A 25,114-nucleotide genomic window follows, 5' to 3' on the forward strand; every position below is an offset into this window, starting at 1 on the left:
GAAGCATGCCAAAAAAAAAAGAACTAAAATAGCGTTTTCATGCTTTTTAGCTCTTTTATATAGTGCGCACACTGGTATTCAGTGTGTAAACAGTATGATTAGTGTGTTTATTTTTTTATTTTGTTTTCAAGAAACATTTGTGTAAGAAACGCGATATCATCTTCTGAAATTTTTACCTGATATTTTCGTTCCAGTGCCATCAAGTTTGCTCGAACGATATCCATTTCCAAACGGTAAATTTTTGAGAAAATAGATAGTTTCTCAAATTGCCGATGCGTTTCTTTTTTGATCAATCCGTCTAGCATGAAGGCTAAGTGGATGACGATCCCGGTATCTACTCCTGGTTCTACGATAATCGACAAATCTGTCTGGATCTGCTGAACTGTTTTTTGCAATGAGCGGATCAATTCATCAATAGAAAAGACATCACTTAATGATCCTGAAAGCGAATCAACAATTTTAGCTGTTGGAACCTCATCATCAGCTATACGCTTTAAAACATTCAATTTTTCATCATCAAAAACGTCATAGGCGGAAAAAAATGGGATATTTTGATAATCAACGTCAACCGTTCCTGCAATTGCTTTGATCTCATATTCTTCCAATAAGGCATCAATGTGTTTTTTGAATGATTCGCGTTCTAAAAACTGCATCTGGATCAGTTCTACTTTGTTTTGATTAATCACCGGCATAATCCGTTGATACAATTTGGCAGCTACTCCCTCACCAGTAAAACATGTCACGATGACGGCTTTTTTACGCTGTAAAGTTTCAGATTTTTCCGCTTTGAACTGATCACGTACGATTGATTCAAAGGAGAGCTGAATATTTTGATAGATGTCTTCTAAGCTTCTTCCAACACTTGCCATCCGTATCGCTTCTATCACAATCATCGTACTTGTCATTGTGATAGCTTTCGTCCGAATGCCAGTCTCTTCATAAATCAAATCACTGAAGGTGTTTAAAGATCCCATATCTGTTAACAAAAGCAGCCCATTCGTCAAATGCCCCTGATAATTTTTGACATATTGTAGGACCTCTTCATACATTGTTTGAACTTCCATAACCAGTGGCATATTAAAAGCTTTCCCTACTTTTGTTCCTAATAGTTCTTGCGCCATCTCCAACATACTTGAAGCGGTCTGTCTGCCGTGCATCAGTACGAGAACATCTACTTTGTTTTCTTTAACAGGCTCACTTTCTCCTAAGTTGATAGAAAGAAACATACTGATAAAGCCAATTTCATCAAAAGGAATCTCGACTTGTTCTTCTTCTTCAATGATTGTCGAAAGATCGATTGCTACCTGGAATTCCCTCTTAAAATTTTTTCGTACGTTATTCAAATCTGGATGGACAATCATATGTCCTTCTCTCACACGATCCAATGTACTTTGCAGATGCAAAGCAAAAGCAAAACGCGCTTTTTCATTATAAATACGGTCTAACCGTTTTTCAGCCACATCATACAATTGATTGGTTAACCGCCAGATTTCATCTGGCAAAAGATCTTTTGGGATTGAACTTTTAGTCAATTCTTTGACATATGTCTGAAAATAAGCATCCACATCTTTTGAAATGAGCGTCTCCAAATCGATGTTCTCCACACCGGTTTCAGAAAGAGAAGTAACTTTTTCCTCAATATCGTTGTAGACTTGCATGTTTCTTTCTGGATCTTGTGACCAGACAACATCAGCAAATCCTGGTTCAAATGTCAAATACTGGCTCTTGCTGTCCATGAATCGGTCGAGGCGTTCTGGTATTTCTTTGATTTTCAGTAGTCCTTTTTGTACTTGAAGGGAAAGTTCTTCTTTTCGAATGATCAGCTTTTTCTCATGATGCGTTCGGTAATGTAAAAAAGATTTTGCACAGACTAATTTCAGGTCTCGTTTCACTTGACCGATATTCCCTTCCGCATCATAAAGCATAAAGGCAAGAATCGCTTCTTTTTCGATATCGATACGTTGATTCAAACGGTTCGCTTCTTGTTTGATGAAAAGAGAGATGATCTCATAACGCTCATCCAATGATCGAGAAGCAAGGTTTGGCAAGGTGATAGCCATAGGGATCCGTCGGTTGAAGGTAGTCAAGAAGCTTTCTGAAGATTCAGTCGTTGCCCCAATGATCTGAACTGATGCTTCATGTACTTGTGCACTTTCTCCAAGTGGACGATAGATACCTTTATCGATGAAAGTAAACAGCATTTCCTGCCCTTCCGGTGGTAAACGGTGGATCTCATCTAAAAACAATATACCGCCGTCTGCTTTGGCGATTAGACCAGGACTATCTTGCGCTGCTCCAGTGTAAGCCCCTTTTTTGATCCCAAAGATGTGTCCAAAGAGCAGTTGCGGATTTTGAGCATAATCCGCACAATTGAAAGAAACAAATGGCGCATCGGCTGAAAGCATTTCAGATTCGATTGCAAAATGATACATACATTCCGCAAACATCGACTTCCCTGTACCAGTTTCTCCAAAAATAATGGTATGCAGCCCCCGCGGCGGATAAAGAATCGCTGCTTTTGCCTGCTGTATGCTGACTTTTAAAGAATCATTTTCTCCAACGAGCGTTTCAAAAGTCACTTGCGTAGAAGAGTCGACATGTACTTCATCAGATTTTGATTTTTCCGTTGGCAAGGAGTAAACGACTGGTCGGCCAGCGGTTTTTACAATATGATGAGCCTTATACAGTTCGCTTAAATATCGGCTTGCATTGCTTCGATCAATATTCAAACGCTCAGCTACATCGCTTGCTGTCAATCCTTGTTGGTTTTCTGTCAATAGATGCAAGATCTCTTCTTGACGTTCTTTCACATAATCCCTCCTCTGGCAACCAATTTTGTTCCCGTTTTCATAATCATAGCATAAAAAGGCGCTTATTTGCGCCTTGCTCCTTTATTTCTCTCTTTTTTTGATTTATTTTTAACTTTTTTTCTTGATTTGTTTTTGTTATGCTCTGGATTTTGTTCTTTCCCAGGAAAAGATTTCGTATACTTGTTATTCGCTGCAGTAGCTATATCTTCTTTGATTGGTTGATCCGTCTGTAACTTTCCTCCGTGCAGAAAAATCTCTTCAAGTGTTATGTTTGTCGGACGTAAAAGTCGTTTCAAATCTCTTAAATTGTTATCTTGTACGAGTGTGATCACTGTTCCTTCATTGCCCATTCGACCAGTTCTTCCAGAACGATGCAAGTAAGCTTCTTCACTTAACGGCACTTCTGCATTCACGACATAAGGAAGTCCTGTAATATCTAAACCTCTAGCCGCCACATCTGTGGTCAAAAGTGCGCTGATCTTTTTCTTTTTGAATTGTTCCAACGCCGCTTTTCGGAGCAGCTTGTTTTGATCAGAGGCCAGGCTTCCTACCGGTACCCCTCTATACAGCAATTTTTCTTCCATCACACCTAATTCAGTCAGTTGATTAAAGAAAATCAGACCTTGAAAATCTTCTATGTGAGTGAGACGTCTTAAATATTCATCTTTCTTTCGTATTGGCACTCGTAAAAAGTAATGTCTCAAGCCTTTTCGAGAATCATCTTCTGCTGTCACGTCGATCGTCTCAAACGTTTTCCCAGTGATTTTTTCAATGCTTTCAAGGGAACGATCTGCTGTTGCTGAAAAAAAGGCTAGCTGATATTCTGTCGGAGCTTGATGAAGAATCTGATCAATGATTTGGCTGTTACCCGCATCAAATAGCTGGTCTGCTTCATCAAATACCATTGTTTTCACTTGATGTGCTTTTATTTTTTTAGCTTTCATCAATTCCAATATTCTTCCTGGTGTACCAATCAAGATTTCTGGTTTTTTCTTCAGACCTTCAATTTGTCGTTTAACGTTTGCTCCGCCCACCAAAGATTGGACTTTCAATTCTTTGTCTTTTCCCCATTCACGTGCAACATCTGCTACTTGAATAGCTAGTTCTTGAGAAGATGCAAAGATAACCAACGCACTTGCTTCACCTGGTTCCACGTTTAGTAGTAACGGCCAAAGATAAGCCAGTGTTTTACCTGAACCTGTTGGAGAGATAGCTACTATGCTTTGTTTATTGCTTAATGGCTGAAAAACTGCCTGTTGAATAAGAGAAGGTGTAATAAATCCTTTATTCTCATAATTTTTCTGCCAATTTTCGGGAAATACTTGTACAAATTCGTTCATTAAAAATCTTCCTCATTATCTGCATCGAATTTGATGCCACCATTTTTTCTTAAATCATAAATCACTTGGTTCACATTTCTAGCCAGCTCGATCCACTCTTCATACAATAATCCCCAAGCTGGATCTTTCGGATGAGTCATGACATTGGCAAAGTCCTCTGCTTCATCTGCCATTGGATTTTCTGCAGCTGTTACTGCTAAGTCAATGATTTCTTCGTGTACCCGATCATGAAACTCTGCTTGTTCGATTGCATTGACGCCATTCATCACTAGCGTTCCTGAGTCAAAATAGATCTCTGAGGGCAGATAAGAATCACCGATTTTACCTGGTTGGATCGATACATCGAAAGTATCATAACGCAAGATTCCCCATCCAAGACCATCCACACCAGTAGAAATCTTTCTTGGGAAATAATGGACTTCTTTTGGCATTCCAAACCAAGCGATAGTTGCATATACAAGGTAAACACCTAAATCCATCAATGCACCACCTGAGAAATGAGTCGAGAAGATATTTGGTTCTTCTCCATCTAATACTTGGTCATAACGCGAAGAATATTTCATATAGCTGAAATTTGCACCGATTATCTCGTCTTTTAATGGTAAGTAATCGGCAATCTTTTTAAAACCTGATTCATGGATATTTCTTGCTGCTTCAAAAAAATACACATTGTGTTCATTTGCTAAATGGATGATTTCATCCATTTCTTTTGGCGTCGAAAAAGCTGGCTTTTCCACTATCACATTTTTACCTGCCAAAATTGCTTGCTTAGTCTGACTAAAATGAAGACTATTTGGAGAAGCGATATAAATAGTGTCCATATGAGCAATATTGAAAAAAGTCTTCAAATCTGTTGCAAATTCGATATCCCCTTCATAATGAGAACCAAATTCCTGTGCTTTTTCCAAATGTCTAGAATATACCGCTGTCAATTCATATTTTTTTGTGCTCAAAGCTGCTTGGACAAATTGATGAGTGATCCAATTTGTTCCAATAATACCTAAGTTGATCATTTTTTTACCTTCTTTCTATTGTATAGGATCTTCAAACGGGATAGCTACATCAAACGGGATAGCTTGCTTGACAGTTACCTCATCTGCCGTTACTTGACAATTATAGGCGAGGATTTGAACTCCACTTTGCTGCGCATGTCGAACCATATCAGCTAGCGCTGGTTGCATTTCTTCATGGATCGTTGCGAAATGAAGATGTTCGAATTGAGCAATAAACAAGACATAAGCGGCATAACCATCTTGTGCGGCATACGCTAATTCTCCAACATGTTTCAATCCTCTGAGTGTAGGCGCATCAGGAAAAGCACCAATTGCTTTATTTTCAAGCGTCATACCTTTGACTTCAACAAATGCTTTTTGTCCGGCCGCCGTCTCCAAATAAATATCAAATTTGGAGTGAAGATAAGTTACTTCACGCTTGTATGCTGTAAATGGACCAGTTAATCCTGGTAAAAGGATCGTGCCGTCTAAAATACCATCAGTTGCCAACTGATTAGGCAATTGACTATCGATATTGAACCAATCACCCTTCTTTTTTACAGCAATCAAATCATAGTCGGTTTTCCTTTTAGGTCCAGGAGCAAATACAATAGCCACTTCAGCGCCCGGTATCAGGACCTCTTTTCCTCTGCCTGTATTTTTGACATGCGCGATAATCATTTCTCCGTCTTTTTTCATACAATGTGCAATAAACCGATTCGGGCGGTCAATAAAAAAAGCTGTTTCAACTTGCTGATACTTCAAATTCTGTCACCTGTCTTCCTACTATGTATCCTATCATAATTTGTGGAAAAACAGTAAAAAAACCAGTCGAAAGTCTTAGAGAAATTTTAGTTTTTATTCGGTACAATGGAATAAAGAAGGAAGAATGTTTCTATACGATGATTTTCTCATAAAGGAGTGATTTGGTGATAAAAAAAATGATTTATTTTCTTGGTTCACTCGTTGCCGTTCTCTCAAGTTGGATTTACTTGAAAAAGAAAAAACAAGCGGAAAAATCTGAAAGACTCTCGAGGTATCAAGGTACATGGTTCTTCAGTGATAGCCAGCAAAAACAACAATTACAGATTACATCTGATTACACGTTTTTGATCAACGGTCAGTCACTTGGCACATCTGTGGTAGAAATAGATGAACAGCGTTTAGTCGTACGTGATCAATACGGTTTTTATCTTGTCTTTTCTTATCCCGAACAAACTCTTTATGATGAATCTGCAGATGTCTCGTATAAGTTGACATCTGAAAAATAGACACCTCCCAATATATATCTATAAACGAAAGTATGAGTCTTCTTTCTCATCTTTCGTTTTTTGTTGTAAAAACGTCCAAAAATCCTTTGTTTTTTATTTAGAAAAATAGTCAATTAACGTTTTTTTTGTTACACTTACTAATGATGGTTTTTACCATGAAAGGATGATCGAATATGACACCAAATCGAGAAGATTATTTGAAAATCATTTTAGAACTAGGCGGAGATACAACGAAAGTCAACAATAAACAAATCGTATCTAGCCTAGATGTCTCAGCTGCATCTGTCAGTGAAATGATTTCTAAACTTGTGAAAGAAGAGCTTGTAGAACATTCCCCTTATCAAGGTGTACAATTGACTGCAAGCGGACTGCAAAAAGCTAGCAGTTTGATTCGCAAACATCGTTTATGGGAAGTTTTTTTAGTTGAACATTTAGACTATAGCTGGAATGAAGTCCACGATGATGCTGAAGTATTGGAACATGTGACTTCGGAACATCTTGCAGATCATTTAGAAAACTATTTGAATCATCCTGAACATTGTCCTCATGGAGGATCGATTCCTAAAAAAGAGGAAGTCGTCCATGAAGAACGCCGGCAAACACTAGAATCCTATCCTGTCGGTACAAAAGTGCGTATTGCACGAGTGCTTGATGAAAAAGAATTGTTGGATTACTTAGTCACAATTGACCTGAATATCAACGAAGAGTATGAGATCGTTGATATCGCAGCTTATGAAGGACCAATCACTATCCAAAATGATAGAAAGAAAATACCCGTCAGCTTCAAGGCGGCCAGCACGATTTTTGTCGATAAAATATAAAGGAGTGTATCTACATGTCTAATGAAAAAAATGTATTGTTTACGATATTCGGCGGCACAGGTGACCTAGCCCAACGTAAATTGTACCCGTCTTTGTTCCGCCTTTACAGAAAAGGAAATTTAGGCGAGCATTTTGCCGTGATCGGGACCGCTCGCCGTCCTTGGAGCGATGAACACTACCGTGAAGTTGTCAAAGAAACGATCCGTGCATTGAATCCTTCTGATGAAGAAGCAACTACTTTTGCTAGTCATTTTTACTACCAATCCCATGATGTAAATGATTCAACACATTATCAAACATTAAAAGAATTGTCTGACCGATTAGATGGACACTATCAGTTAAACGGCAATCGCGTCTATTATTTGGCCATGGCACCTCAATTTTTTGGAACGATCGTTTCTCATTTAAAATCACAAAACATTATGACAAAAAATGGCTTCAATCGTTTGATTATAGAAAAACCATTTGGATCGGATTACCAATCTGCTTTCGAATTGAATCAGCAAATCAGAGAAGTATTCCCAGAGCAAGATATTTTCAGGATCGATCATTATTTAGGGAAAGAAATGATCCAAAATATATCAGCTATCCGTTTTGCCAATAATATTTTTGAGGCTCAATGGAATAATCGTTATATCGATAATATCCAAATCACTTTTGGTGAAAACCTTGGTGTAGAAGATCGCGGGGGCTACTACGATCATAGTGGCGCACTGAAAGACATGGTGCAAAATCACATTCTGCAAGTTGTAGCATTACTTGCAATGGAACCACCAGTAGCATTTTCCGAAAAAGAAATCCGTACAGAAAAGATCAAAGCATTGAAAGCAATCCGCATCTACAACGAAGAAGAAGTGTTAGAAAACTTCGTTCGTGGACAATATGCTCAAGGTGAATTAGATGGCGTACAATTCAAAGGTTATCGAGAAGAAGACAAAGTGGATGCTCAATCAGAGACCGAAACCTTCGTCGCAGGAAAATTCACTATCGACAACTTCCGTTGGTCTGGTGTTCCCTTCTATGTGCGTACAGGAAAACGTTTAACTGAAAAAGGTACTCGGATCAATATCGTGTTCAAACAGGTTCCTGTTAATGTATTCAAAACATCTGTCGATGAACCATGTGACGATACGACACTCCCACCGAATGTTCTAACGATCTATATCCAGCCAACTGAAGGATTTTCTTTATCCCTGAATGGAAAAGAAGTAGGTCAAGGGTTTGAAACGGAACCAATCAAATTAGAATTTCGAAATAGTGCAGAAATGGTTGAAAATAGCCCAGAAGCTTACGAAAAATTACTGCTAGATGCGTTGAATGGTGACGGAACCAATTTCTCTCATTGGGAAGAAGTCGCTCAATCTTGGCATATCGTGGATGTCATTCGCAAAGCTTGGGACCAAACACAACCGGACTTTCCAAACTACAAAGCCGGATCAATGGGGCCTAAAGCAGCTTTCGAACTACTTGAAAAAGACGGATTCGAATGGATCTGGCAACCAGATAACTGGTACCGCGAACGTGGAAAATTAATCGATTGATAACAAAAGGGGTTGTGACAAAAAACATGTCACAACCCCTTTTCTATTTTACTTTTCTTCGAATCCTTCAGCTACAGCTTCAGGATAGAAGTCTTCAACGATTTTTGCACAACGACCGCATAGATGAGGAAGTTTTTCATCTACTCCTACATCTTTACGAACTTGGCGACAGCGATCGCACGTTTCTCCGTCTGCTTTTTCCACTGTAATAGCAACATCGTCAAATACCACAGCATTATCTGGCACTTGTACATCTGCTTCCATTACTTCAAAGTAGTCTGGGGAAACAATCAGCAATTGTGCAATATCTGCATCCAAAGCTTTTAACATTTCACGAACTTGTTGTTTTGGATAAACAGTTAGTTTTGCTTCCAATGATTTACCAATCAATTTGCTGTTTCTTGCTTCTTCCAATGATTTTAAGACCTTGTCACGGAAATCCATGAAAGCAGCCCAAGTGTCCATCAATTCCTCTTGGTTCGCAAACTCTTCATAGCCAGGAAGCTCGCTTAACTGAACATATGCTTCTTCTTCTTTCAGGAATGACCAGATTTCTTCCGCCGTATGTGGAATGATAGGCGTCAATAGTTTCGTCAAAGCTACAGCTGTTTGATAGAAAACAGTTTGCATGCAACGACGTTGATAATCATCTTCTGCTTCAATATAAACCACATCTTTAGCAAAATCCAGGTAGAAGGACGATAGATCAACAGTCAAGAAGTTCATAACTGTACGGTAAATATGCATGAAATTATATTTGTCATATCCTTCTTCTCTGATTTCTTTGATTACTTGGTTCAATCGTACGGTCATGTATTTGTCTACAGAGCGTAAATCATTGTACGAAACAGTATCTTTTTTAGGATCGAAATCTTCTGTATTCGCTAATAAGAAACGCATCGTATTTCTGATCTTACGATATACCTCTGCCACTTGACTTAAGATATCCATAGATACACGAACATCTGCTTCATAATCGACACTAGATACCCACAAGCGAAGGATATCTGCACCAAATTGTTTGATCACTTTTTCTGGTGCAATGATATTTCCTAAAGATTTACTCATCTTACGGCCTTCGCCATCTAAAGCAAATCCTTGCGAAATAACTGATTTATATGGTGCTACGCCATTGATAGCCACACTTGTCGTGATACTTGAGTTGAACCAGCCACGATATTGGTCTGATCCTTCTAAGTACATATCTGCTGGGAATGATAATTCTGGTCGTTGACGTAAAACAGCTTCATGAGAAGAACCAGAATCAAACCAGACATCCATGATATCTTTTTCTTTTGTAAATTCGCCATTAGGAGAACCTGGGTGAGTAAATCCTTCAGGAAGAAGTTCTTTTGCTTCTTTTTCAAACCAGATGATTGATCCATGTTCAGCGAATAATTTTGCTACATGTTCGATTGTTTCTGGCGTGATGATTGCTTCACCATTTTCAGCATAGAAAATCGGAAGCGGCACTCCCCATGCACGTTGACGAGAAATGACCCAGTCGCCGCGATCACGGATCATATTATATAAACGTGTTTTTCCCCATGGAATAACCCAATCTACTTTTTCTACTTCATCCAAAATATTCTGACGGAATTTATCGATAGATGCAAACCATTGTGGAGTTGCACGATAAATCACAGGTTTTTTCGTCCGCCAATCGTGAGGATAACTATGGGTAAAGAAATCTAGTTTCAGCAAAGCTCCTTTTTCCTTTAACAAATCAGTAATCATAGGATTTGCTTTATCATAAAAGATTCCTTCAAATCCAGGAGCTTCTTCTGTAAACAACCCTTTTGAGTCTACAGGTGACACTACAGATAGTTTATATTTGCTACCGGCGATATAGTCATCTTCCCCGTGTCCTGGAGCAGTATGGACTAATCCAGTACCAGCGTCTAAAGTAACATGGTCACCTAAAATTACGAGCGATTCACGGTCATAGAATGGATGACTTGCAGTCATATATTCCATTTCTTGGCCAGCAAATTCTTTTAGAACCGTTACATTTTCCCAACCGATTTCTGTTTGAACTGTTTCTAGCAAATCTTTTGCTACAATAAACTTACGGCCATCAGCTTCGACCAGTACATACGTAAATTTGGGATTTACAGCAATACCTTGGTTTGCTGGCAATGTCCATGGTGTTGTCGTCCAAATGACGAAAGCTGTATCTTCATCAAGGATGCCTTTGCCGTCTTTGACATTGAAAGCTACAAAAATAGATGGGGATTTTACATCTTTATATTCAATTTCAGCTTCCGCTAAAGAAGACTCACTTGACGGAGACCAGTAAATGGGTTTCAATCCTTTGTAAATATAGCCTTTTTCAGCCATTTTACCAAATACGCGTACTTGTGCAGCTTCATACGAAGGGTCTAATGTGACATAGGGATGTTCCCAATCTCCTGCAACCCCTAGGCGTTTGAAATCTTCTCGTTGCTTATCTACTTGGGAAAGTGCATATTCACGACATTTTTCCAAATATTCTGCCATGGACATTTCTTTACGTTTCACGCCTTTATTAGCCAACACTTGTTCGATTGGCAATCCATGTGTATCCCAGCCTGGAACATATGGTGCGCGATAGCCAGACATTGATTTTGAACGAATGATAATGTCTTTACTGATTTTATTCAATGAGTGCCCTAAATGGATATTACCATTGGCATAAGGAGGTCCATCATGAAGAACAAAGCTAGGTTTTCCTTCGTTCAATTCTTGTCTTTTTTGGTAGATTTGATTTTCTTCCCATTCTTTTTGCCATTCGCCTTCTCGGTTTGGCAAATTACCACGCATAGGGAATTTTGTTTTTCCTAATTGCAAGGTTTCTTTCATTTTCATTCAACCATTCACTCCTTCGTTTATTTTCCGGACACAAAAAGGCATGTTCAGCCGCAAGGGACGAACATGCCGTGGTACCACCCAAATTTAGTTGCATCTATCTAATGCAAACTCTCTGTGACCAATAACGAGGTCAGCCGCTGCTTCTTACTCTAGTTTCAGAAAAGCAGTCTCAAGTAGAGGATCTTTCACGATGCAGTGTCTTACCGATCTTCCACTCTCATCGGCTCGCTTTAAGAATAACAAAGTGCTTTTCTGTTCTACTCGTTTTCATTTTCACCAGGTACGATTGAGATATCGATAGCCTGTGTATCAAATGCCGTCATAGGTGCTTCTATGACTCCTGTGTCTGAGTTTACATCAGTATCATTTTCGTTGTCAAGCTGTTTTGCTAAAACTTCTTTAATCACTTCATGGCTGTCAGTCACATAGCTAGAGAATGGTTGTAAAATTTCGTCCCATTCTGGACTTTTCACTTGTTCCAATTGAGATTCAAGCATCAAGCTGATACGTTGATGGAATACTCGTGTCTTTTTCTTAAGATCTTCTGTTTCTGTCGCAAGCTGTCTTGCTTTTTCTGTTGCATCTGTCAAGATTTTTCTTGCTTTTTCTTCTGCATCAGTTGTTAATTGGTGTGCACGTTTTTCAGCATTCGCAACTAACTCATCTGCTTTGTTTTGTGCAGAAGTAACGATCACTTCAGATTCTTTACTTGCACTTGTTTTTACTTTATCCGCTGTGTCTTGAGCTACGATGATCGATTGGTTCAATGCATCTTTCAATTCATTGAAATACTCAAGTTTTTCTTCTGAATGTTTGACTGCTTTTTCTAATTCACGATTTCTTTGAGTCAATTCTTCGTAGTCACGAACAACTAAATCTAAGAAATCATCTACTTCGTCTTGATTATATCCCCGCATTTTTGTTGGGAATGTCTTATTTTGGATATCTAATGGAGTTAAAGCCATGAGTAAACCACCTTTTTATTTTATTTACGTAATACACCGAACAACACCCTGTACTTTTCTTTTTTCGTCTTCCCCTCAAGTTCTTGGATCTGGACTCTGCCGTAACCCCTGACTGAAATAATATCTAATAGTTCAAGTACAAAATCAGGTCTTGTATTTTCTGTCCAATTCACTTTTACTTTACCAGCTTCAATCAGCTGCTTGGACCGCTGTCTGGAAATATTATAAATCTCAGAGATCACACTGTCCAGTCGCATGGAACTAACTGTTCCTCTTTCTTGTGTCCAGCTGTCTTTCGGCAAAATCATTTCTGTGTATTTGATTGGTTCCAAGCGTACAGCAACTTTTCCAATCTTTGTTACTTGTGCAGCAACAAAATGATCCACCTCATTTGCAATAAATACTTGCCAGCGATCGCCATCTGAGATGATATCGCCAAAGTAAGAGCGTTTGATACCCGTTCCCACTAAAGTCCCAAGGATTTTCCCATGACTTAGACTGGCAAATTTGCTAGGATAATGGATTTCATACAATGCTGTTTCAAAATCTTCCTCTACAGGTTCGTAATAATCGGGGAAAATCAAACATCTTTTTCTTTCTGCCTGTTCATATCCACCATAAAACATGAAACGCAAATCACTACTTTGCCGAATCAGTGTTTCTAAAATATAGGATTGTCTGGGGTCAAGAAATTCAGTCAGATATGGCGCATATTGTCCTTGAACTTGTTCAATCCAATCACCTACTGAGTCGATAAATGTACGTTCATCTGCCCGAAAGTGCTGGTATACATTTGCATCCAAAACTTTCCCCTCCTATCTATTCTGAGAATAAAGATTTTGTTGCTTGAATCAATAAACTAAATGGATAGTTATCCATATAACGATCTGTGCTAATCCTTGTACGGCTAAGTTCAAGATTAGAATGGCCCCTAAAATCGTGAAATCCAAAGGACCGATCCTTAAAGGCAGACGATCGAATAAACTGATATACGGTTCACAGATCTTAGCTAAAAACCGTCCTAACCCTGATTGATAACCGCCTGGAAACCAAGAGAGCAAAGCATATACCATCAAGATAATGCTATAGAAATAGGCTGCCCGTTGAATTAAATGAAGTAATAGCGCAATAATATAAATCGTAGTTCCTCCTCTTACAGATCAAACAAATTCGCATCTGCAAAAGATTGAGCGGTTGAACTGTCAATCTCCATCCCTGTCGGTGTACAAAGAAAAATCTCATCTCCAACGCGTTTGATATCTCCATCTAATGCATAAACTGTTCCTGTTAGAAAATCAACGATTCTTCTCGCTTGCTTTTCTTCCACTAAATGAAAATTCACTAAGGTTGCTTCACCAGCGATGATTCGTTTAGCAATCGCCATCGCTTCAGAATAAGCTCTTGGTTCCATCACAGTGATTTTTCCCGCAAGATTTGCTTTAGGTTGTGTAGCCGTTCTTGAAGCTGTTCTTTCTTTTGCTACAGTTTTTGTAGGTGATTGATGTAGTTCAATTACTTTTTTCTTTTCAGCCGGCTGAATACTTTCATGCGTTACAGGACGTGAAGTCGCCGTTTTTTGTTTCTCATGAGTATTCGCAGCAGATACAGAATGAGTTGGTTGATTCTGTGTTGTATTTTTTTTAGTTGGCTGTACAGCCTTTTTTGTTGTTTCAGGATAATCTTGGTATTCGTACTCTTCCTCATCAGCTAATCCGAAAAAATTAGCAATTGCTCCTCTGTTTAAAAGCGGCATTTTTGTTCCTCCTTTATTCGTCTTTGAATAGCGCTGTTCCTACACGGATAAATGTTGCACCTTCTTCAATCGCAATTTGAAAATCCTGACTCATCCCCATGCTTAATTCATTACATGGTGCATGGGCATAACCTTTTGCTTGAACAAGATCACGCAATTCTTTCAGCGTACCAAACACTTTATGGATTTGCTCATCAGAAGCTTCTTTAGGCGCCATAGTCATTAACCCAACAACCTTGATTTTTGTGCAGGCAGCTAAAGATTCCACAAACGGTAAAAGCTCATCTGGTGAAATTCCATGTTTTGATTCCTCACCAGAAACATTTACTTCAATAAAACAGGATAATTCTTTCTCTAACCGCTTCTGGATTTCTTCTGCTAATCTTAAACTGTCCAACGCATGAAAGTAATCAATTTCATTTACAATCAATTTTACCTTTCTGCGCTGTAAATTACCAATTAAATGCCACTTTATTTCGGGAAAATCAAATAAATCTTGTTTCTTTTGTAATAGTTTATCTACTCGGTTTTCTGCACAATTCATAACGCCAGCTCTGACCAATTCTTCAGCTTGAGCTGATTCAACAGATTTTGTTACAGCTACTAATGTAACTTCTTTCGGATCACGATGAACAAGAGCACACGAATCCTGAATTTCTTGCTTGATTTTCTGCAAGTTGTCAGCAATCATGTGCTCTTCCTCTCCTTTATTTTTTACGACGGAAAAACGGTGGCGTATTTAATTCATCATCGCCATGAGATTTTGTTTCTTCGCGGTTGAATGTATCAAATTCTTTTTTTTCGATATTGTCAAAATTGGAATCATCAACTCTAGGACGAACATTTTGTTCACGTCTGATATCCCAATCGCCAAAACTGTTTTCTTCTTCTGCAGAAGTTGGTTTAGCTTGATCCATATCTAATACAGTCTTTTGAGCAGGTGATTGCATTTGTGCTTGTCTAGCTGGACGGCTAGACTTGCGCTCCTTTTTTGATTCATCGATACCTGTTGCGATGACCGTCACGCGGATTTCATCGCCCATTTCTTCATTGATAGATGTACCTAGAATAATATTTACATCGCCAGTTGCTGCATTTGCTACGATATCTGAAGCATCTTGTGCTTCAAACAATGTCATATCCAAACCGCCTGTGATGTTAAGAAGTACTTGTTCCGCTCCATCAATAGATGTTTCAAGCAATGGGGAGGAGATTGCTTTTTTCGTTGCTTCTACTACGCGATCTTCTCCACTAGCTACACCGATCCCCATCAATGCTGTACCTTGGTTTTCCATCACTGTTTTCACGTCAGCAAAGTCAAGGTTAACGTAACCTGGTGCCGTAATCAAGTCAGAGATACCTTGTACACCTTGACGTAAAACGTTATCTGCTTCACGGAAAGCTTCAAGCATTGGTGTCTTTTTATCTACAACTTCTAGTAAACGGTTATTTGAGATAATCAATAATGTATCCACATTTTCTTTCAAACGAGCGATACCTTCTGCAGCAAAACGGCCACGTTTAGGTCCTTCAAAAGTGAACGGACGTGTAACGACACCAACAGTCAATGCGCCCAGTTCTCTAGCGATCCCTGCAACGATTGGTGCAGCACCTGTACCAGTTCCTCCACCCATTCCTGCAGTGATGAAAATCATATCTGCACCGTCTAAAGCTTCGCGTAAGGATTGTTCACTTTCTTCTGCCGCTTTTTGTCCAACTTCTGGTTGAGAACCAGCACCTAAACCACGAGTATATTTTGGTCCTAATTGGATAACTGTTTCAGCTTTTGAATTTTTTAATGCTTGCACGTCTGTGTTGGCTGTAATGAATTCAACACCTTTGACGTTTTCTTCAATCATTCGGTTCACAGCATTTCCACCGCCACCGCCGACTCCGATGACTTTGATTACTGCGCCGTCATTGATATTATTATCAATTGAGAATTCCATATCTTATTCCTCCCAGGATGAATTAATCAAAAATATTTGTAAAGAAACCCTTGATTTTATTTTTTACATTTTCTCCGGATTCTTTTGGTTCCGGCTCATCGTAGACTGTTTCTTCAGGTGCTTCATAGCTTTCATATGTGTTTGTTGTTTCTTGTTCAACTACCATTTGACGAGCTGCTGAGGTTTCACCTGTAACAGCAATTTTTGCCAATTGATACACTTCGCTCAAGTTTGCTGAATAATCAACGATACTTATTACATTTGTAAATACCGGGTTTCTCAGTCCCATGTGATTTGGAACATACAGTTTCACATTTACGCCGAAGATTTCTTGTGCCAAGTCCACAACACCTGGAAGACTAGCAGCTCCGCCTGTCAATACGACGCCACCTGGCAACTCTAATGCTTCGATTTGGTCCAATGCATCTTTTGCTTTGTTGAAAATCTGTTCCATACGAGCTGAAATAATTTCTGACAAATAGCGTTCATCGACTTTCACTGGTTCTGACTGACCAATTACATCTACTGGAAACTCTTCATCTGGTGATGTCCGTTCTGGATATGCATCCCCGTAATTTATTTTCAACGCTTCTGCATTGTTAAAAGACGTATTTAATACAATAGAGATATCTTTAGTGACAAATTCGCCACCTTCTTGGTCGAGACTGGTAAACTTCAATTGCTTATCGTGCATAACAGCCGTTGTTGTTTGGCCACCACCCATATCAATAACAATCGTACCAAAATCTTTTTCTCCGTCAGAAAGAATTGATTCTGTCAGCGCTAAAGGAGTAATCACCATTTCATTGACGATTAATCCGGCATTTTCCACGCATTTACGTATGTTATGGATGATCGTTTTTGGTCCGGTAAACAACAGACCGTACATTTCTAATCTTACGCCGATCATTCCACGAGGGTCTTTGATCCCCTCGAATCCATCGACAGTAAAATCTTGTGGCAAAATTGACACGATTTGACGTTCAGGAGGTATTGAACGAACAAGGGCAGCAGAAGCCACATTTCTGACATCTTCATCGGTGATTTCCTTTGAATCTCCGTTAACTGCAATCATTCCCTGGCAATTTTCTACTTCAAGCATGTTTGCTGGCAAACCGACACTTACGCCTTTGATCTGGATACCTGCTTTTTCTTCTGCTTGTCGTACTGCTCGTTGTATCGCTTGGACCGTTTTATCGATATCAACGATAATGCCTCGGTTAATCCCTTCTGATTTTGCGTTTCCTACTCCAATAATATTCATTTGGCTGTCGATATATTCAGCCACGACAACTTTAACAGATGTCGTTCCAATATCAAGGCCTACATACATTCCTGTTTTTGCCATGAATGGGATTCCCTCCTACTTACTATTCCATATACAAGCGAACAACTAGCGTCCGTTTTAAAATATACTTATTAATAGATATATTCACTGCTTTCAATTCTACCATAAATTACTGGTTTTTAGAAAGTACATTCTTACTTTTTAAAGTTGTTTTATCAATTTTCATTTAAACTTGACGGAGTTGTACTTGGATTGTCTTCTATTTGACTTGCTTCACTTGAATTATTTGAATCAGATGAGCCGTTTGTATCAGACGATTCAGGTGTATCTGCTGCTTGCGTTTCTGCCTCTTCACTTGACCCATTTGTTTGATCCGCGTTTTCTTCACTTCCAGTTGTTTCTTCCGCTTGGTCCGATTCTGCCGTTTCTTGAGTACTGCTGTAAGGATATGAGTAGATGCCAACTTCCATGTCGATCACACCTTTTTCATCCATGTCTTTAGCTACTTGCGAATAATATTTCATTTGGTTCGCAAGATTATTGATATTTACAATGACTTGATTGCCATCATTCATGTTCAATTGGATCAGGTTTTTATTACTTGCTCTTGGTGTATACTTGATTTCAGAGATTGCTTTTTGCAATTCTGATGATAACTGATTGTATTGCTTTGTTAATTCTTTGATTTTTGCTGAATCTTTGAACTCTTCCAAGATAGGGAGATTTTTTGTAGGATTTGCTACTTTTTCATCTAATACTGTTCCATTTTCAATTACTGGATAGTATTGATTATCTTTTGCAATCAAAGCGATTTCTTTATATTCTGTCACATCCAAATCGAACTCATTTATCCCTTTGAAGTGTATAGCTGCTTTTTCGATTCTCGGCTGTGCTTTTTTTAGCCGTTCGATATAAGTGGATCGATCGAAATACTGCCCCCAGACATTTTCTCCCAATGACAATTTGGTATCAGAGATGATTTCCTGACTGTTGACTACCTTATTACCTGACACTGCAACTGCTTGTAGCTTGCTATAAGGAGAAACATAATAGATTAAAAAAATCAGCGGTATGCCCAATACAGTAATAATCAATGCTAACCGACGAAACAGTACTTTGTGCCTTTGACTTTTTAAATTGGGGAGTCGATTCAAAAAAGAACCGTTATACGGGCCACCGTTTTTCTTTTGCTTGATCTCTTCAAAAAATTCGATTTTTTTCTCGGACTGGCTTTCTGACTGGCTTTTTTCTTGCTGTTCCTCTTGAACCGTTCTTTCTTCTTCAGAATCTGAAAGGGGTGTGTCTAATGGTGTGTCTTCTTTTTTTGGCTCTTGGTTTTTCATCCCTTGTTCTGCCAGATATTTTCGGTTAGCCTTTTGCCAAGGAGTCAAATTGTTTTCATCAGAAGACGAATGAGACAACTTTTTAGGTTCTTTTTTCTTACTCACTAAGACCACCGCCTTTATTTTTTGATTATTTGATTCACTACGTCATAAAGACGTTTTGAAGCATCAGGGATGCCTTGTTCTTTAGAAGCTCGGCACATTTGCTTTTGCAATTCTTCGTCATCCATGATTTCGTTAATTGTCTGACTTAGTGATTCACCCGTTAGCTCATTATCCGCAATCATTTTTGCTGCTCCTGCATGAACAAGACTCATTGCATTTTTAGTCTGATGATCATTCGTAACATATGGACTGGGAACTAACACTGCCGGAAGCCCCAAAGCTGTAAATTCTGCGATTGAAGTTGCACCAGCACGTCCCACCAGCAGATCGCTCGAAGCCATGACTTCTGCCATGTTTTTGATGTAAGGCTGGACACTAATGTTTTGTATTTCAGGATTTATTTTATTTAGGATTTCTTCATAATATCTTTCTCCTGTAGCATATAAGACTTGATAAGAGGAAGGAATATATTCACTTAAAAAAACCGATACCGCTTGATTGATTTTAAGTGCTCCTTGACTGCCGCCAAAAATCAAGACTGTTTTCTTTTCTGGATCCAACCCAAATGTTTTCAAAATATCTGATTTTTTAGTATCTGCTACTTCTTGTGCTCGAGGATTACCTACAAGGACTGATTTGTTTTCAGGAAAGAAAGGAGCCGCATCTTTGAATGAAAGAGCGATCCGATCCACATATCGGCTTAAAAATTTATTGGTAACACCTGGTACACTGTTTTGTTCATGGATAATAGTTGGAATTCCCATTTTTGCTGCAGCATACACTACCGCTCCGGAAACATATCCTCCAGTACCGATAACGATATCTGGTTGAAAATCACTGAGGATTTTTTTTGCTTGACGGATACTCTTAAGAAACAATCGGATTGTCTTGATATTATGCATGGAAATTTTTCGTTTAAAGCCTTGAATCTCCAAAGTATGGAAAGGCATTCCTGTATCAGGGACAATTTTATTTTCTAAACCACGTTTTGCTCCCACATACATGAATTCAGCATTCGGTTCTTGAGTCTTCACATAGTTGACAAAGGCAAGAGCTGGATAAATATGTCCTCCCGTTCCTCCGCCTGTAACCAAAATTTTCATTTTTTATCGCTCGCTTCTACTTTTTCTATTTTAATTGATTCACAGCTTCCATGAATCGGTTTCCTCTAGTTTCAAAATTAGGGTATTGATCCCAGCTGGCATTCGCTGGTGATAATAAAATCACATCACCATCTGTACTGTTTTCTAATGCTAAAGGAACTGCTTGTTCTACAGAATCGGCTGTTACTATCGTCTCGATGCCAGCTTTTTTTCCAGCATCAATCAATTTTTCTTTTGTTTGACCAAATACGATCATTGCTTTGATTCCTTTTATTGAAGAAACTAATTCATCAAATGTATTTCCTCTATCTAATCCGCCTGCCAATAACACGACCTTAGCCGTTTCAAATCCGCTTAGAGCCATTTTAGTCGCTAAAATATTGGTTGCTTTTGAATCATTATAAAATTTTCTGCCTTGGATCTCTCCTACATATTGCGTACGATGTGGCACGCCATGGAATAAATGCAACGTTTGTCGTATAGCTTCATTTGATATACCATACAATTTTGCTACAGTAATTGCAGCTAGCGCATTTTCTACATTATGCGTACCTGGTACGCCAAGTTCAGAGATTTCCATTATTTTTTCTTTTCTATAATAAATTGCGTGATCGTCAGCATACACACCGTCTTCCAACACTTCTTTTGTCGAAAAAGGCAGGACGCGTGCTTTTGTTCTTTGCGCTAATTCTTGTAGTTCTGACTGATTCCAGTTAAGAACCAGATAATCTTCAGCTGTCATATTTTTTTGAAGGTTCCATTTAGCTTTAACGTATTCTTTTCTTGTCCCATGATAATCAATATGTGCTTCATAAATATTGGTGATCACCGCTATATGAGGATGGAAATCTGTGATTCCCATGAGTTGAAAACTAGATAACTCCATCACGATTTTATCTTCTGGTGTCGCTTCTTGCGCGACACCACTTGCTGGATACCCAATGTTTCCTGCTAGACGTGCAACTCCTTTGTCTACGCCTGCATTCAGTAGTAGTCCAGTCATCGTTGTTGTCGTGGTTTTTCCATTCGTTCCTGTAATCCCAATAATTGGGCATTCCGCTACTTCGTAAGCTAGCTCCACTTCCGTAATTACCGGAATACCCATTTCTTGGGCTTTTGCTACTAAAGGATGGCTGTAGGGAATCCCAGGATTTTTGACCATCAACGAAAATTCTTCATCTAGCAATTCGATTGGATGACTACCTGTTATTACTTTTATCCCTAAAGAAAGCAATTCTTGTGCTTCCGGATTTTCATCAAAAGGTTTTCCGTCATTAACGGTGACAAGTGCGCCCAATTCATGTAATAATTTGGCCGCACTTACTCCGCTTTTTGCGAGTCCTAAGACAAGCACTTTTTTATTTTCATATGTTGATATTTTTTTCATTTCCCGTCATCTCCTACCAAACGATCCATAATGTGATCAATGAAGTCGCAATGCTGATCAACCAAAAAACTGTATCAATCTTCCACTCCGACCATCCGCACATTTCAAAATGATGGTGGATTGGAGACATTTTAAAAATTCGTTTTCCCGTAAGTTTAAAGGATGTAACTTGAAGCATCACACTTGCAGTTTCCATAACATAAATCAAGCCAATCAAAAGCAATGTCCACTCTTGGTTCAGCATCATAGAAATTGCCGCTAAAAGTCCGCCCAAAGCTAATGAACCGACATCTCCCATAAAAATCTTGGCAGGTTTCCGGTTATAGACGAAGAATCCAAGTAAACCACCTAAGACACTGAGACAAATGATTAATACATCATACTGATGCTGATGCCAAGCAATCAGACCGTAAGCTGCAAAAGAGATGCTGCCTAAGCCAGCAACTAATCCATCGATACCATCCGTCAGATTGACCGCATTTGAAAATCCAACAAGCCAGAAAATAGCGAAAATCCCATAAATGATTCCTAAAGGCAGATCCAGCCCAAAGAAATTCAATACACCTGGATAGCCTTCAGAACGGTAAACAAGATAAAAGATGATTCCCCCTAGAATCTGTCCAATCAGTTTCTGTTTCGAGTTCAGCCCCATGTTTCTTTTCTTGAAGATCTTTATAAAATCATCAAGAAACCCAATTACTCCATATAATGCTAATACAAAAAGCAAGATGAAAAGAGTAGGAGTCAGCTGTTTTTGCCAAGCTCCAACCCAAATCCCTGTCAAAATAGAGCCAATCAGAAACACTAAGCCGCCCATTGTAGGAGTTCCGGCTTTGATATTGTGCCACTTTGGTCCCTCCTCGCGAATCGCCTGACCTTGCTTTTTCATTTGAAAGTAACCAATAAATAGCGGCATTGCGGCAATCGTCATTGCACAACTGCTGACAATGGGAATCAATGCTTGTGTCCATTCCATGCTCTTTTCTCTCCTATTTCTCTTCTTATTCTTCTAAAGTAAAATTAAGTTTGTCTTTTGTGATTTTTTCATATGGAGCAAGTTCTTGTTTGACACAATAACCATCCCCATCAAAACTAACTTCGATACCAAGGATTTTCCCTAGCTTCATGATATCTGCTTTTGACCATCCCGTTACATCAGGCATCAGCTTGTCGCCACCAGTGTATAGAATCAGTTTTTCTCCAGAGATCAACTGATCACCGTTGGCAGTAGATTGTTTTTGTACTTTTTTCCCGTTACCGATAACGACAGGTTGCAGTCCGCTTTTTTGAGCATCCGCTGCTGCAACATCTGCTTCTAGATTACGATAATCGGCTACGGATACTTTTTCTGTTTTGGTTTCTGTATCCGCATCTTCTTCAGTTTCTTTAAAATCCATTGCCCGTTTCATCAATGGATTTGCGATTTTAGCCAAAGCCATTCGATCATATGTCTTAGGATGTTTCATTGTTAGATACAAGACATAGTCTGGATCTTCAGAAGGAACCATCTCCACAATCGAATACAGGTAGGCTGTATCTCCTGTTTGATATCCCCCTGTATCAGAAGCGATTTGGGCTGTTCCGGTTTTTGCCGATACATTGTATCCAGGTACACTATATACACCATAAGCACTACCGTAGTTTTCGCTTTCGACAACATCTCTCATATATTCACGGACTTTTTCTGTTGTTTCTTTTGAAAAAGGTTGACCTAGAACTTCTGTTTGAGTTGTTCGCTCTTCTCCAGTTTGAGGATCCACTACTTTGCTGATATATCGAGGTTGAATCATTGTACCGTTATTCGCAATAGAAGTGAAAGCTTTCATCATTTGGAAATTCGTCACACCTACCGCTTGTCCATAAGCACTCATTGCTCGGTCGACAATATTTGATGTAGGCAAAGCACCATTTACTTCGTCATCTAATCCAGAATGGGTACTTTGTCCAAATCCTAGTTTTTGTAAATAATTATACCATCGTCCGCCTAATCGCTGTTCCAGTATGACCATCCCGACGTTACTTGACCATGAAAGAGCTTGACGCATGGTCAGCACACCTTTTTCACCAAAGTCATGGTCATTGATCGTCGCATCTTCTACTTGGATTTTTCCAGATTGGAAGGTTTCATTCTCATTGAATTCTCCTTCTTCGATAGCGGCTGCAGTAGTGAAAACTTTCATGGTTGATCCTGGCTCATAACTATCTTGTACCAAGAAATTACGCCAGATAGCATCTTCTCCAGTCAAACCTTCCATTGTTTCGGGATTGAAAGTAGGACGCTGCCCCATCGCCAAAATCTCTCCAGTTTTTGCTTTCATCAAGACTGCTGTCAATTCTTCCGGTTGATATTCTTCATTTACTTGATCCATCAGTGTTTCCAAATAACTTTGTAGTCTACTGTCCAAAGTCGTGTAGATATCTTGTCCATCGACAGCTTTTTCTTCTTCTGCTACTGTACCTGGCAGAGGATTTTGAAAATTATCTTTTTGATAAATAATCTTACCATCTTTACCGCTCAAAATATCATTGTAAGCAGACTCCAAACCTAGTTTACCTACTAAGCCATTCTCATCTTTGTCTGGTACTGCGTATCCGATAAAATGAGAAGAAAAGACGCCATTTGGATACATCCGAGCCTGATGGTCGACAAAGTAAAGACCAGCGACACCTTCTTTTTTCATATCTGCTTCGATGTTTTGCTTGGTTTCTTGGGAGATATTTTTCCCATAGCTACCAAATTCAACTTGATACAGCTCTTTTTTTGCGCCGTCTTCTAAAATATTCAGTGCATCTTTTTTGTCTATAGAAAGATTCTTATGCAGGATTTCTGCTATTTTATCAAAATTCTTTTCTTCGACATACAGTTTTTTATCCCCAGAAGTATATGTTTTTGAGAGTATCGCTTTAATTGAATAAGAGGAGGCATCTTCTGCGAGCGCCACACCGTTACGATCATAAATCGTTCCTCTTTTTGCTTTTACTACTTCACTTCCTTGGTACAACTGTTTTGTTTTTTCAGCTAATGAGGTACCAGCAACATGACCTCCAATAACGATATACGAGAAACGGACGGCAAATAAAAAGAACAATCCAATACTCGTAGCAAATAAAATGATACCTACTTTTTTGCGATTGTTCATCGGATTTAGATTTTTCTTTTCCAAAAACCGCCGAATTTTATTTTTAAGACTCATTTACTTCACTTTCCTTAAATTGTCGTCGTTAATAGACAATCCTTTTTCTTCTGCGATTTGTTTAATCCGTTCAGTACGAGAAAGTTCATTTTTTTCTTGTTCTAAACTCGTTTTTTCTTGCTTTTTATCATTGATTTCTGTTTGTATTGACGTGATTTCTTTTTCAGCTCCGCTGATATTTGTACGCAACATGACTGTTAAAACACACAAAGCAACAATAGCAATCGCCACGCTTGCCACAGCAATTTTTTCCAAAGCAGAAATCTGCTTCAATCGTTTTGCTGGTGATTGTGGAAGAATGATTTCTTGATTCGAAGAAGAATCTGGCATTTGTTGTTCTGGCTGATCCACCAATTCAGGTAAATCATATTCGTACTCTTGCATTTTCTTTAATTCTGCCAT

Annotated in this window: 21 protein-coding genes; 3 read left to right on the forward strand and 18 right to left on the reverse strand. The window is 38.9% G+C overall.

All coding sequences use genetic code 11. The features are described 5' to 3' along the window. Window positions 1-107 precede the first annotated feature (107 nt). From IGJ53_RS10235 to sfsA, 4 genes are all read right to left on the reverse strand, one after another. Window positions 108-2,810, reverse strand: a complete 2,703-nt coding sequence (locus IGJ53_RS10235) for a sigma 54-interacting transcriptional regulator (RefSeq protein ID WP_010733382.1) — start codon at window positions 2,808-2,810, stop codon at window positions 108-110. Window positions 2,811-2,872: 62 nt separating this feature from the next. Continuing rightward, window positions 2,873-4,150: a DEAD/DEAH box helicase gene (locus IGJ53_RS10240; RefSeq protein ID WP_438750176.1), complete on the reverse strand. Its 1,278-nt coding sequence runs from the start codon at window positions 4,148-4,150 to the stop codon at window positions 2,873-2,875. Beyond that, entirely contained in the window at window positions 4,150-5,163 is a 1,014-nt protein-coding gene (locus tag IGJ53_RS10245) for a Gfo/Idh/MocA family protein (protein WP_259741519.1), read from the reverse strand. Before IGJ53_RS10245 ends, IGJ53_RS10240 begins: the two co-directional genes overlap by 1 nt. A 15-nt stretch (window positions 5,164-5,178) precedes the next feature. Continuing rightward, window positions 5,179-5,907, reverse strand: coding sequence for a DNA/RNA nuclease SfsA (sfsA, locus tag IGJ53_RS10250; protein ID WP_025478575.1), 729 nt, complete (start codon window positions 5,905-5,907; stop codon window positions 5,179-5,181). A 164-nt stretch (window positions 5,908-6,071) separates the two neighbouring features. Here sfsA and IGJ53_RS10255 point away from each other — a divergent pair, with 164 nt between their 5' ends. The 3 genes from IGJ53_RS10255 to zwf all read left to right on the forward strand — a co-directional run bounded on the left by IGJ53_RS10255 (window position 6,072) and on the right by zwf (window position 8,775). Next, entirely contained in the window at window positions 6,072-6,413 is a 342-nt protein-coding gene (locus IGJ53_RS10255) for a DUF4828 domain-containing protein (RefSeq protein ID WP_002329027.1), read from the forward strand. Between the two features lie 173 nt (window positions 6,414-6,586). Further along, window positions 6,587-7,234, forward strand: coding sequence for a metal-dependent transcriptional regulator (locus IGJ53_RS10260; protein WP_002286616.1), 648 nt, complete (start codon window positions 6,587-6,589; stop codon window positions 7,232-7,234). Between the two features lie 14 nt (window positions 7,235-7,248). Further along, window positions 7,249-8,775: a glucose-6-phosphate dehydrogenase gene (gene zwf / locus IGJ53_RS10265; RefSeq protein WP_002291842.1), complete on the forward strand. Its 1,527-nt coding sequence runs from the start codon at window positions 7,249-7,251 to the stop codon at window positions 8,773-8,775. A 48-nt stretch (window positions 8,776-8,823) separates the two neighbouring features. Here the strand turns inward: zwf and ileS are convergent, their stop codons facing one another. From ileS to ftsL, 14 genes are all read right to left on the reverse strand, one after another. Next, window positions 8,824-11,622, reverse strand: coding sequence for an isoleucine--tRNA ligase (gene ileS / locus IGJ53_RS10270; protein WP_259741518.1), 2,799 nt, complete (start codon window positions 11,620-11,622; stop codon window positions 8,824-8,826). 260 nt (window positions 11,623-11,882) lie between these two features. Beyond that, a complete protein-coding gene (locus IGJ53_RS10275) occupies window positions 11,883-12,590 on the reverse strand; it encodes a DivIVA domain-containing protein (RefSeq protein ID WP_002286622.1) in 708 nt (235 codons plus the stop codon). 20 nt (window positions 12,591-12,610) lie between these two features. Further along, window positions 12,611-13,393: an RNA-binding protein gene (locus tag IGJ53_RS10280; protein WP_010733377.1), complete on the reverse strand. Its 783-nt coding sequence runs from the start codon at window positions 13,391-13,393 to the stop codon at window positions 12,611-12,613. A 48-nt stretch (window positions 13,394-13,441) separates the two neighbouring features. Then, on the reverse strand, window positions 13,442-13,720 hold the full coding sequence (locus tag IGJ53_RS10285; RefSeq protein WP_033583228.1) for a YggT family protein: 279 nt from the start codon (window positions 13,718-13,720) through the stop codon (window positions 13,442-13,444). A gap of 23 nt (window positions 13,721-13,743) precedes the next feature. Continuing rightward, window positions 13,744-14,343: a cell division protein SepF gene (locus IGJ53_RS10290; protein ID WP_010733376.1), complete on the reverse strand. Its 600-nt coding sequence runs from the start codon at window positions 14,341-14,343 to the stop codon at window positions 13,744-13,746. 13 nt (window positions 14,344-14,356) lie between these two features. Next, window positions 14,357-15,034 carry a YggS family pyridoxal phosphate-dependent enzyme gene (locus IGJ53_RS10295; protein ID WP_002310280.1) on the reverse strand — a complete coding sequence of 226 codons (678 nt, stop codon included), beginning with the start codon at window positions 15,032-15,034 and terminating at the stop codon, window positions 14,357-14,359. Between the two features lie 16 nt (window positions 15,035-15,050). Next, the gene (gene ftsZ, locus IGJ53_RS10300; RefSeq protein ID WP_002291854.1) at window positions 15,051-16,292 is read right to left on the reverse strand and encodes a cell division protein FtsZ; all 1,242 of its coding nucleotides are present in this window, start codon (window positions 16,290-16,292) and stop codon (window positions 15,051-15,053) included. A gap of 22 nt (window positions 16,293-16,314) precedes the next feature. After that, window positions 16,315-17,640: a cell division protein FtsA gene (ftsA, locus tag IGJ53_RS10305; RefSeq protein WP_002291855.1), complete on the reverse strand. Its 1,326-nt coding sequence runs from the start codon at window positions 17,638-17,640 to the stop codon at window positions 16,315-16,317. Window positions 17,641-17,795: 155 nt separating this feature from the next. Further along, window positions 17,796-19,028, reverse strand: coding sequence for a cell division protein FtsQ/DivIB (locus IGJ53_RS10310; protein WP_259741516.1), 1,233 nt, complete (start codon window positions 19,026-19,028; stop codon window positions 17,796-17,798). A 14-nt stretch (window positions 19,029-19,042) separates the two neighbouring features. Next, entirely contained in the window at window positions 19,043-20,131 is a 1,089-nt protein-coding gene (gene murG, locus IGJ53_RS10315; RefSeq protein ID WP_010733373.1) for an undecaprenyldiphospho-muramoylpentapeptide beta-N-acetylglucosaminyltransferase, read from the reverse strand. A 25-nt stretch (window positions 20,132-20,156) separates the two neighbouring features. Then, the gene (gene murD / locus IGJ53_RS10320) at window positions 20,157-21,518 is read right to left on the reverse strand and encodes a UDP-N-acetylmuramoyl-L-alanine--D-glutamate ligase (RefSeq protein ID WP_010733372.1); all 1,362 of its coding nucleotides are present in this window, start codon (window positions 21,516-21,518) and stop codon (window positions 20,157-20,159) included. Window positions 21,519-21,531: 13 nt separating this feature from the next. Continuing rightward, a complete protein-coding gene (mraY, locus tag IGJ53_RS10325; protein WP_010733371.1) occupies window positions 21,532-22,494 on the reverse strand; it encodes a phospho-N-acetylmuramoyl-pentapeptide-transferase in 963 nt (320 codons plus the stop codon). Window positions 22,495-22,519: 25 nt separating this feature from the next. After that, a complete protein-coding gene (locus IGJ53_RS10330) occupies window positions 22,520-24,712 on the reverse strand; it encodes a penicillin-binding transpeptidase domain-containing protein (RefSeq protein WP_010733370.1) in 2,193 nt (730 codons plus the stop codon). Further along, a complete protein-coding gene (ftsL, locus tag IGJ53_RS10335; protein ID WP_002297992.1) occupies window positions 24,713-25,114 on the reverse strand; it encodes a cell division protein FtsL in 402 nt (133 codons plus the stop codon).

This window comes from Enterococcus sp. DIV1283b (genome assembly GCF_051710965.1).
GTDB lineage: Bacteria > Bacillota > Bacilli > Lactobacillales > Enterococcaceae > Enterococcus_B > Enterococcus_B lactis.

Bases quoted from the DNA above. Each gene is read 5' to 3' on its own strand.
- IGJ53_RS10240 (WP_438750176.1), bottom strand. From the start codon at position 4,150: ATGAACGAATTTGTACAAGTATTTCCCGAAAATTGGCAGAAAAATTAT.
- IGJ53_RS10245 (WP_259741519.1), bottom strand. From the start codon at position 5,163: ATGATCAACTTAGGTATTATTGGAACAAATTGGATCACTCATCAATTT.
- IGJ53_RS10260 (WP_002286616.1), top strand. From the start codon at position 6,587: ATGACACCAAATCGAGAAGATTATTTGAAAATCATTTTAGAACTAGGC.
- zwf (WP_002291842.1), top strand. From the start codon at position 7,249: ATGTCTAATGAAAAAAATGTATTGTTTACGATATTCGGCGGCACAGGT.
- ileS (WP_259741518.1), bottom strand. From the start codon at position 11,622: ATGAAAATGAAAGAAACCTTGCAATTAGGAAAAACAAAATTCCCTATG.
- IGJ53_RS10275 (WP_002286622.1), bottom strand. From the start codon at position 12,590: ATGGCTTTAACTCCATTAGATATCCAAAATAAGACATTCCCAACAAAA.
- IGJ53_RS10290 (WP_010733376.1), bottom strand. From the start codon at position 14,343: ATGCCGCTTTTAAACAGAGGAGCAATTGCTAATTTTTTCGGATTAGCT.
- IGJ53_RS10295 (WP_002310280.1), bottom strand. From the start codon at position 15,034: ATGATTGCTGACAACTTGCAGAAAATCAAGCAAGAAATTCAGGATTCG.
- ftsZ (WP_002291854.1), bottom strand. From the start codon at position 16,292: ATGGAATTCTCAATTGATAATAATATCAATGACGGCGCAGTAATCAAA.
- ftsA (WP_002291855.1), bottom strand. From the start codon at position 17,640: ATGGCAAAAACAGGAATGTATGTAGGCCTTGATATTGGAACGACATCT.
- murG (WP_010733373.1), bottom strand. From the start codon at position 20,131: ATGAAAATTTTGGTTACAGGCGGAGGAACGGGAGGACATATTTATCCA.
- murD (WP_010733372.1), bottom strand. From the start codon at position 21,518: ATGAAAAAAATATCAACATATGAAAATAAAAAAGTGCTTGTCTTAGGA.
- mraY (WP_010733371.1), bottom strand. From the start codon at position 22,494: ATGGAATGGACACAAGCATTGATTCCCATTGTCAGCAGTTGTGCAATG.
- IGJ53_RS10330 (WP_010733370.1), bottom strand. From the start codon at position 24,712: ATGAGTCTTAAAAATAAAATTCGGCGGTTTTTGGAAAAGAAAAATCTA.
- ftsL (WP_002297992.1), bottom strand. From the start codon at position 25,114: ATGGCAGAATTAAAGAAAATGCAAGAGTACGAATATGATTTACCTGAA.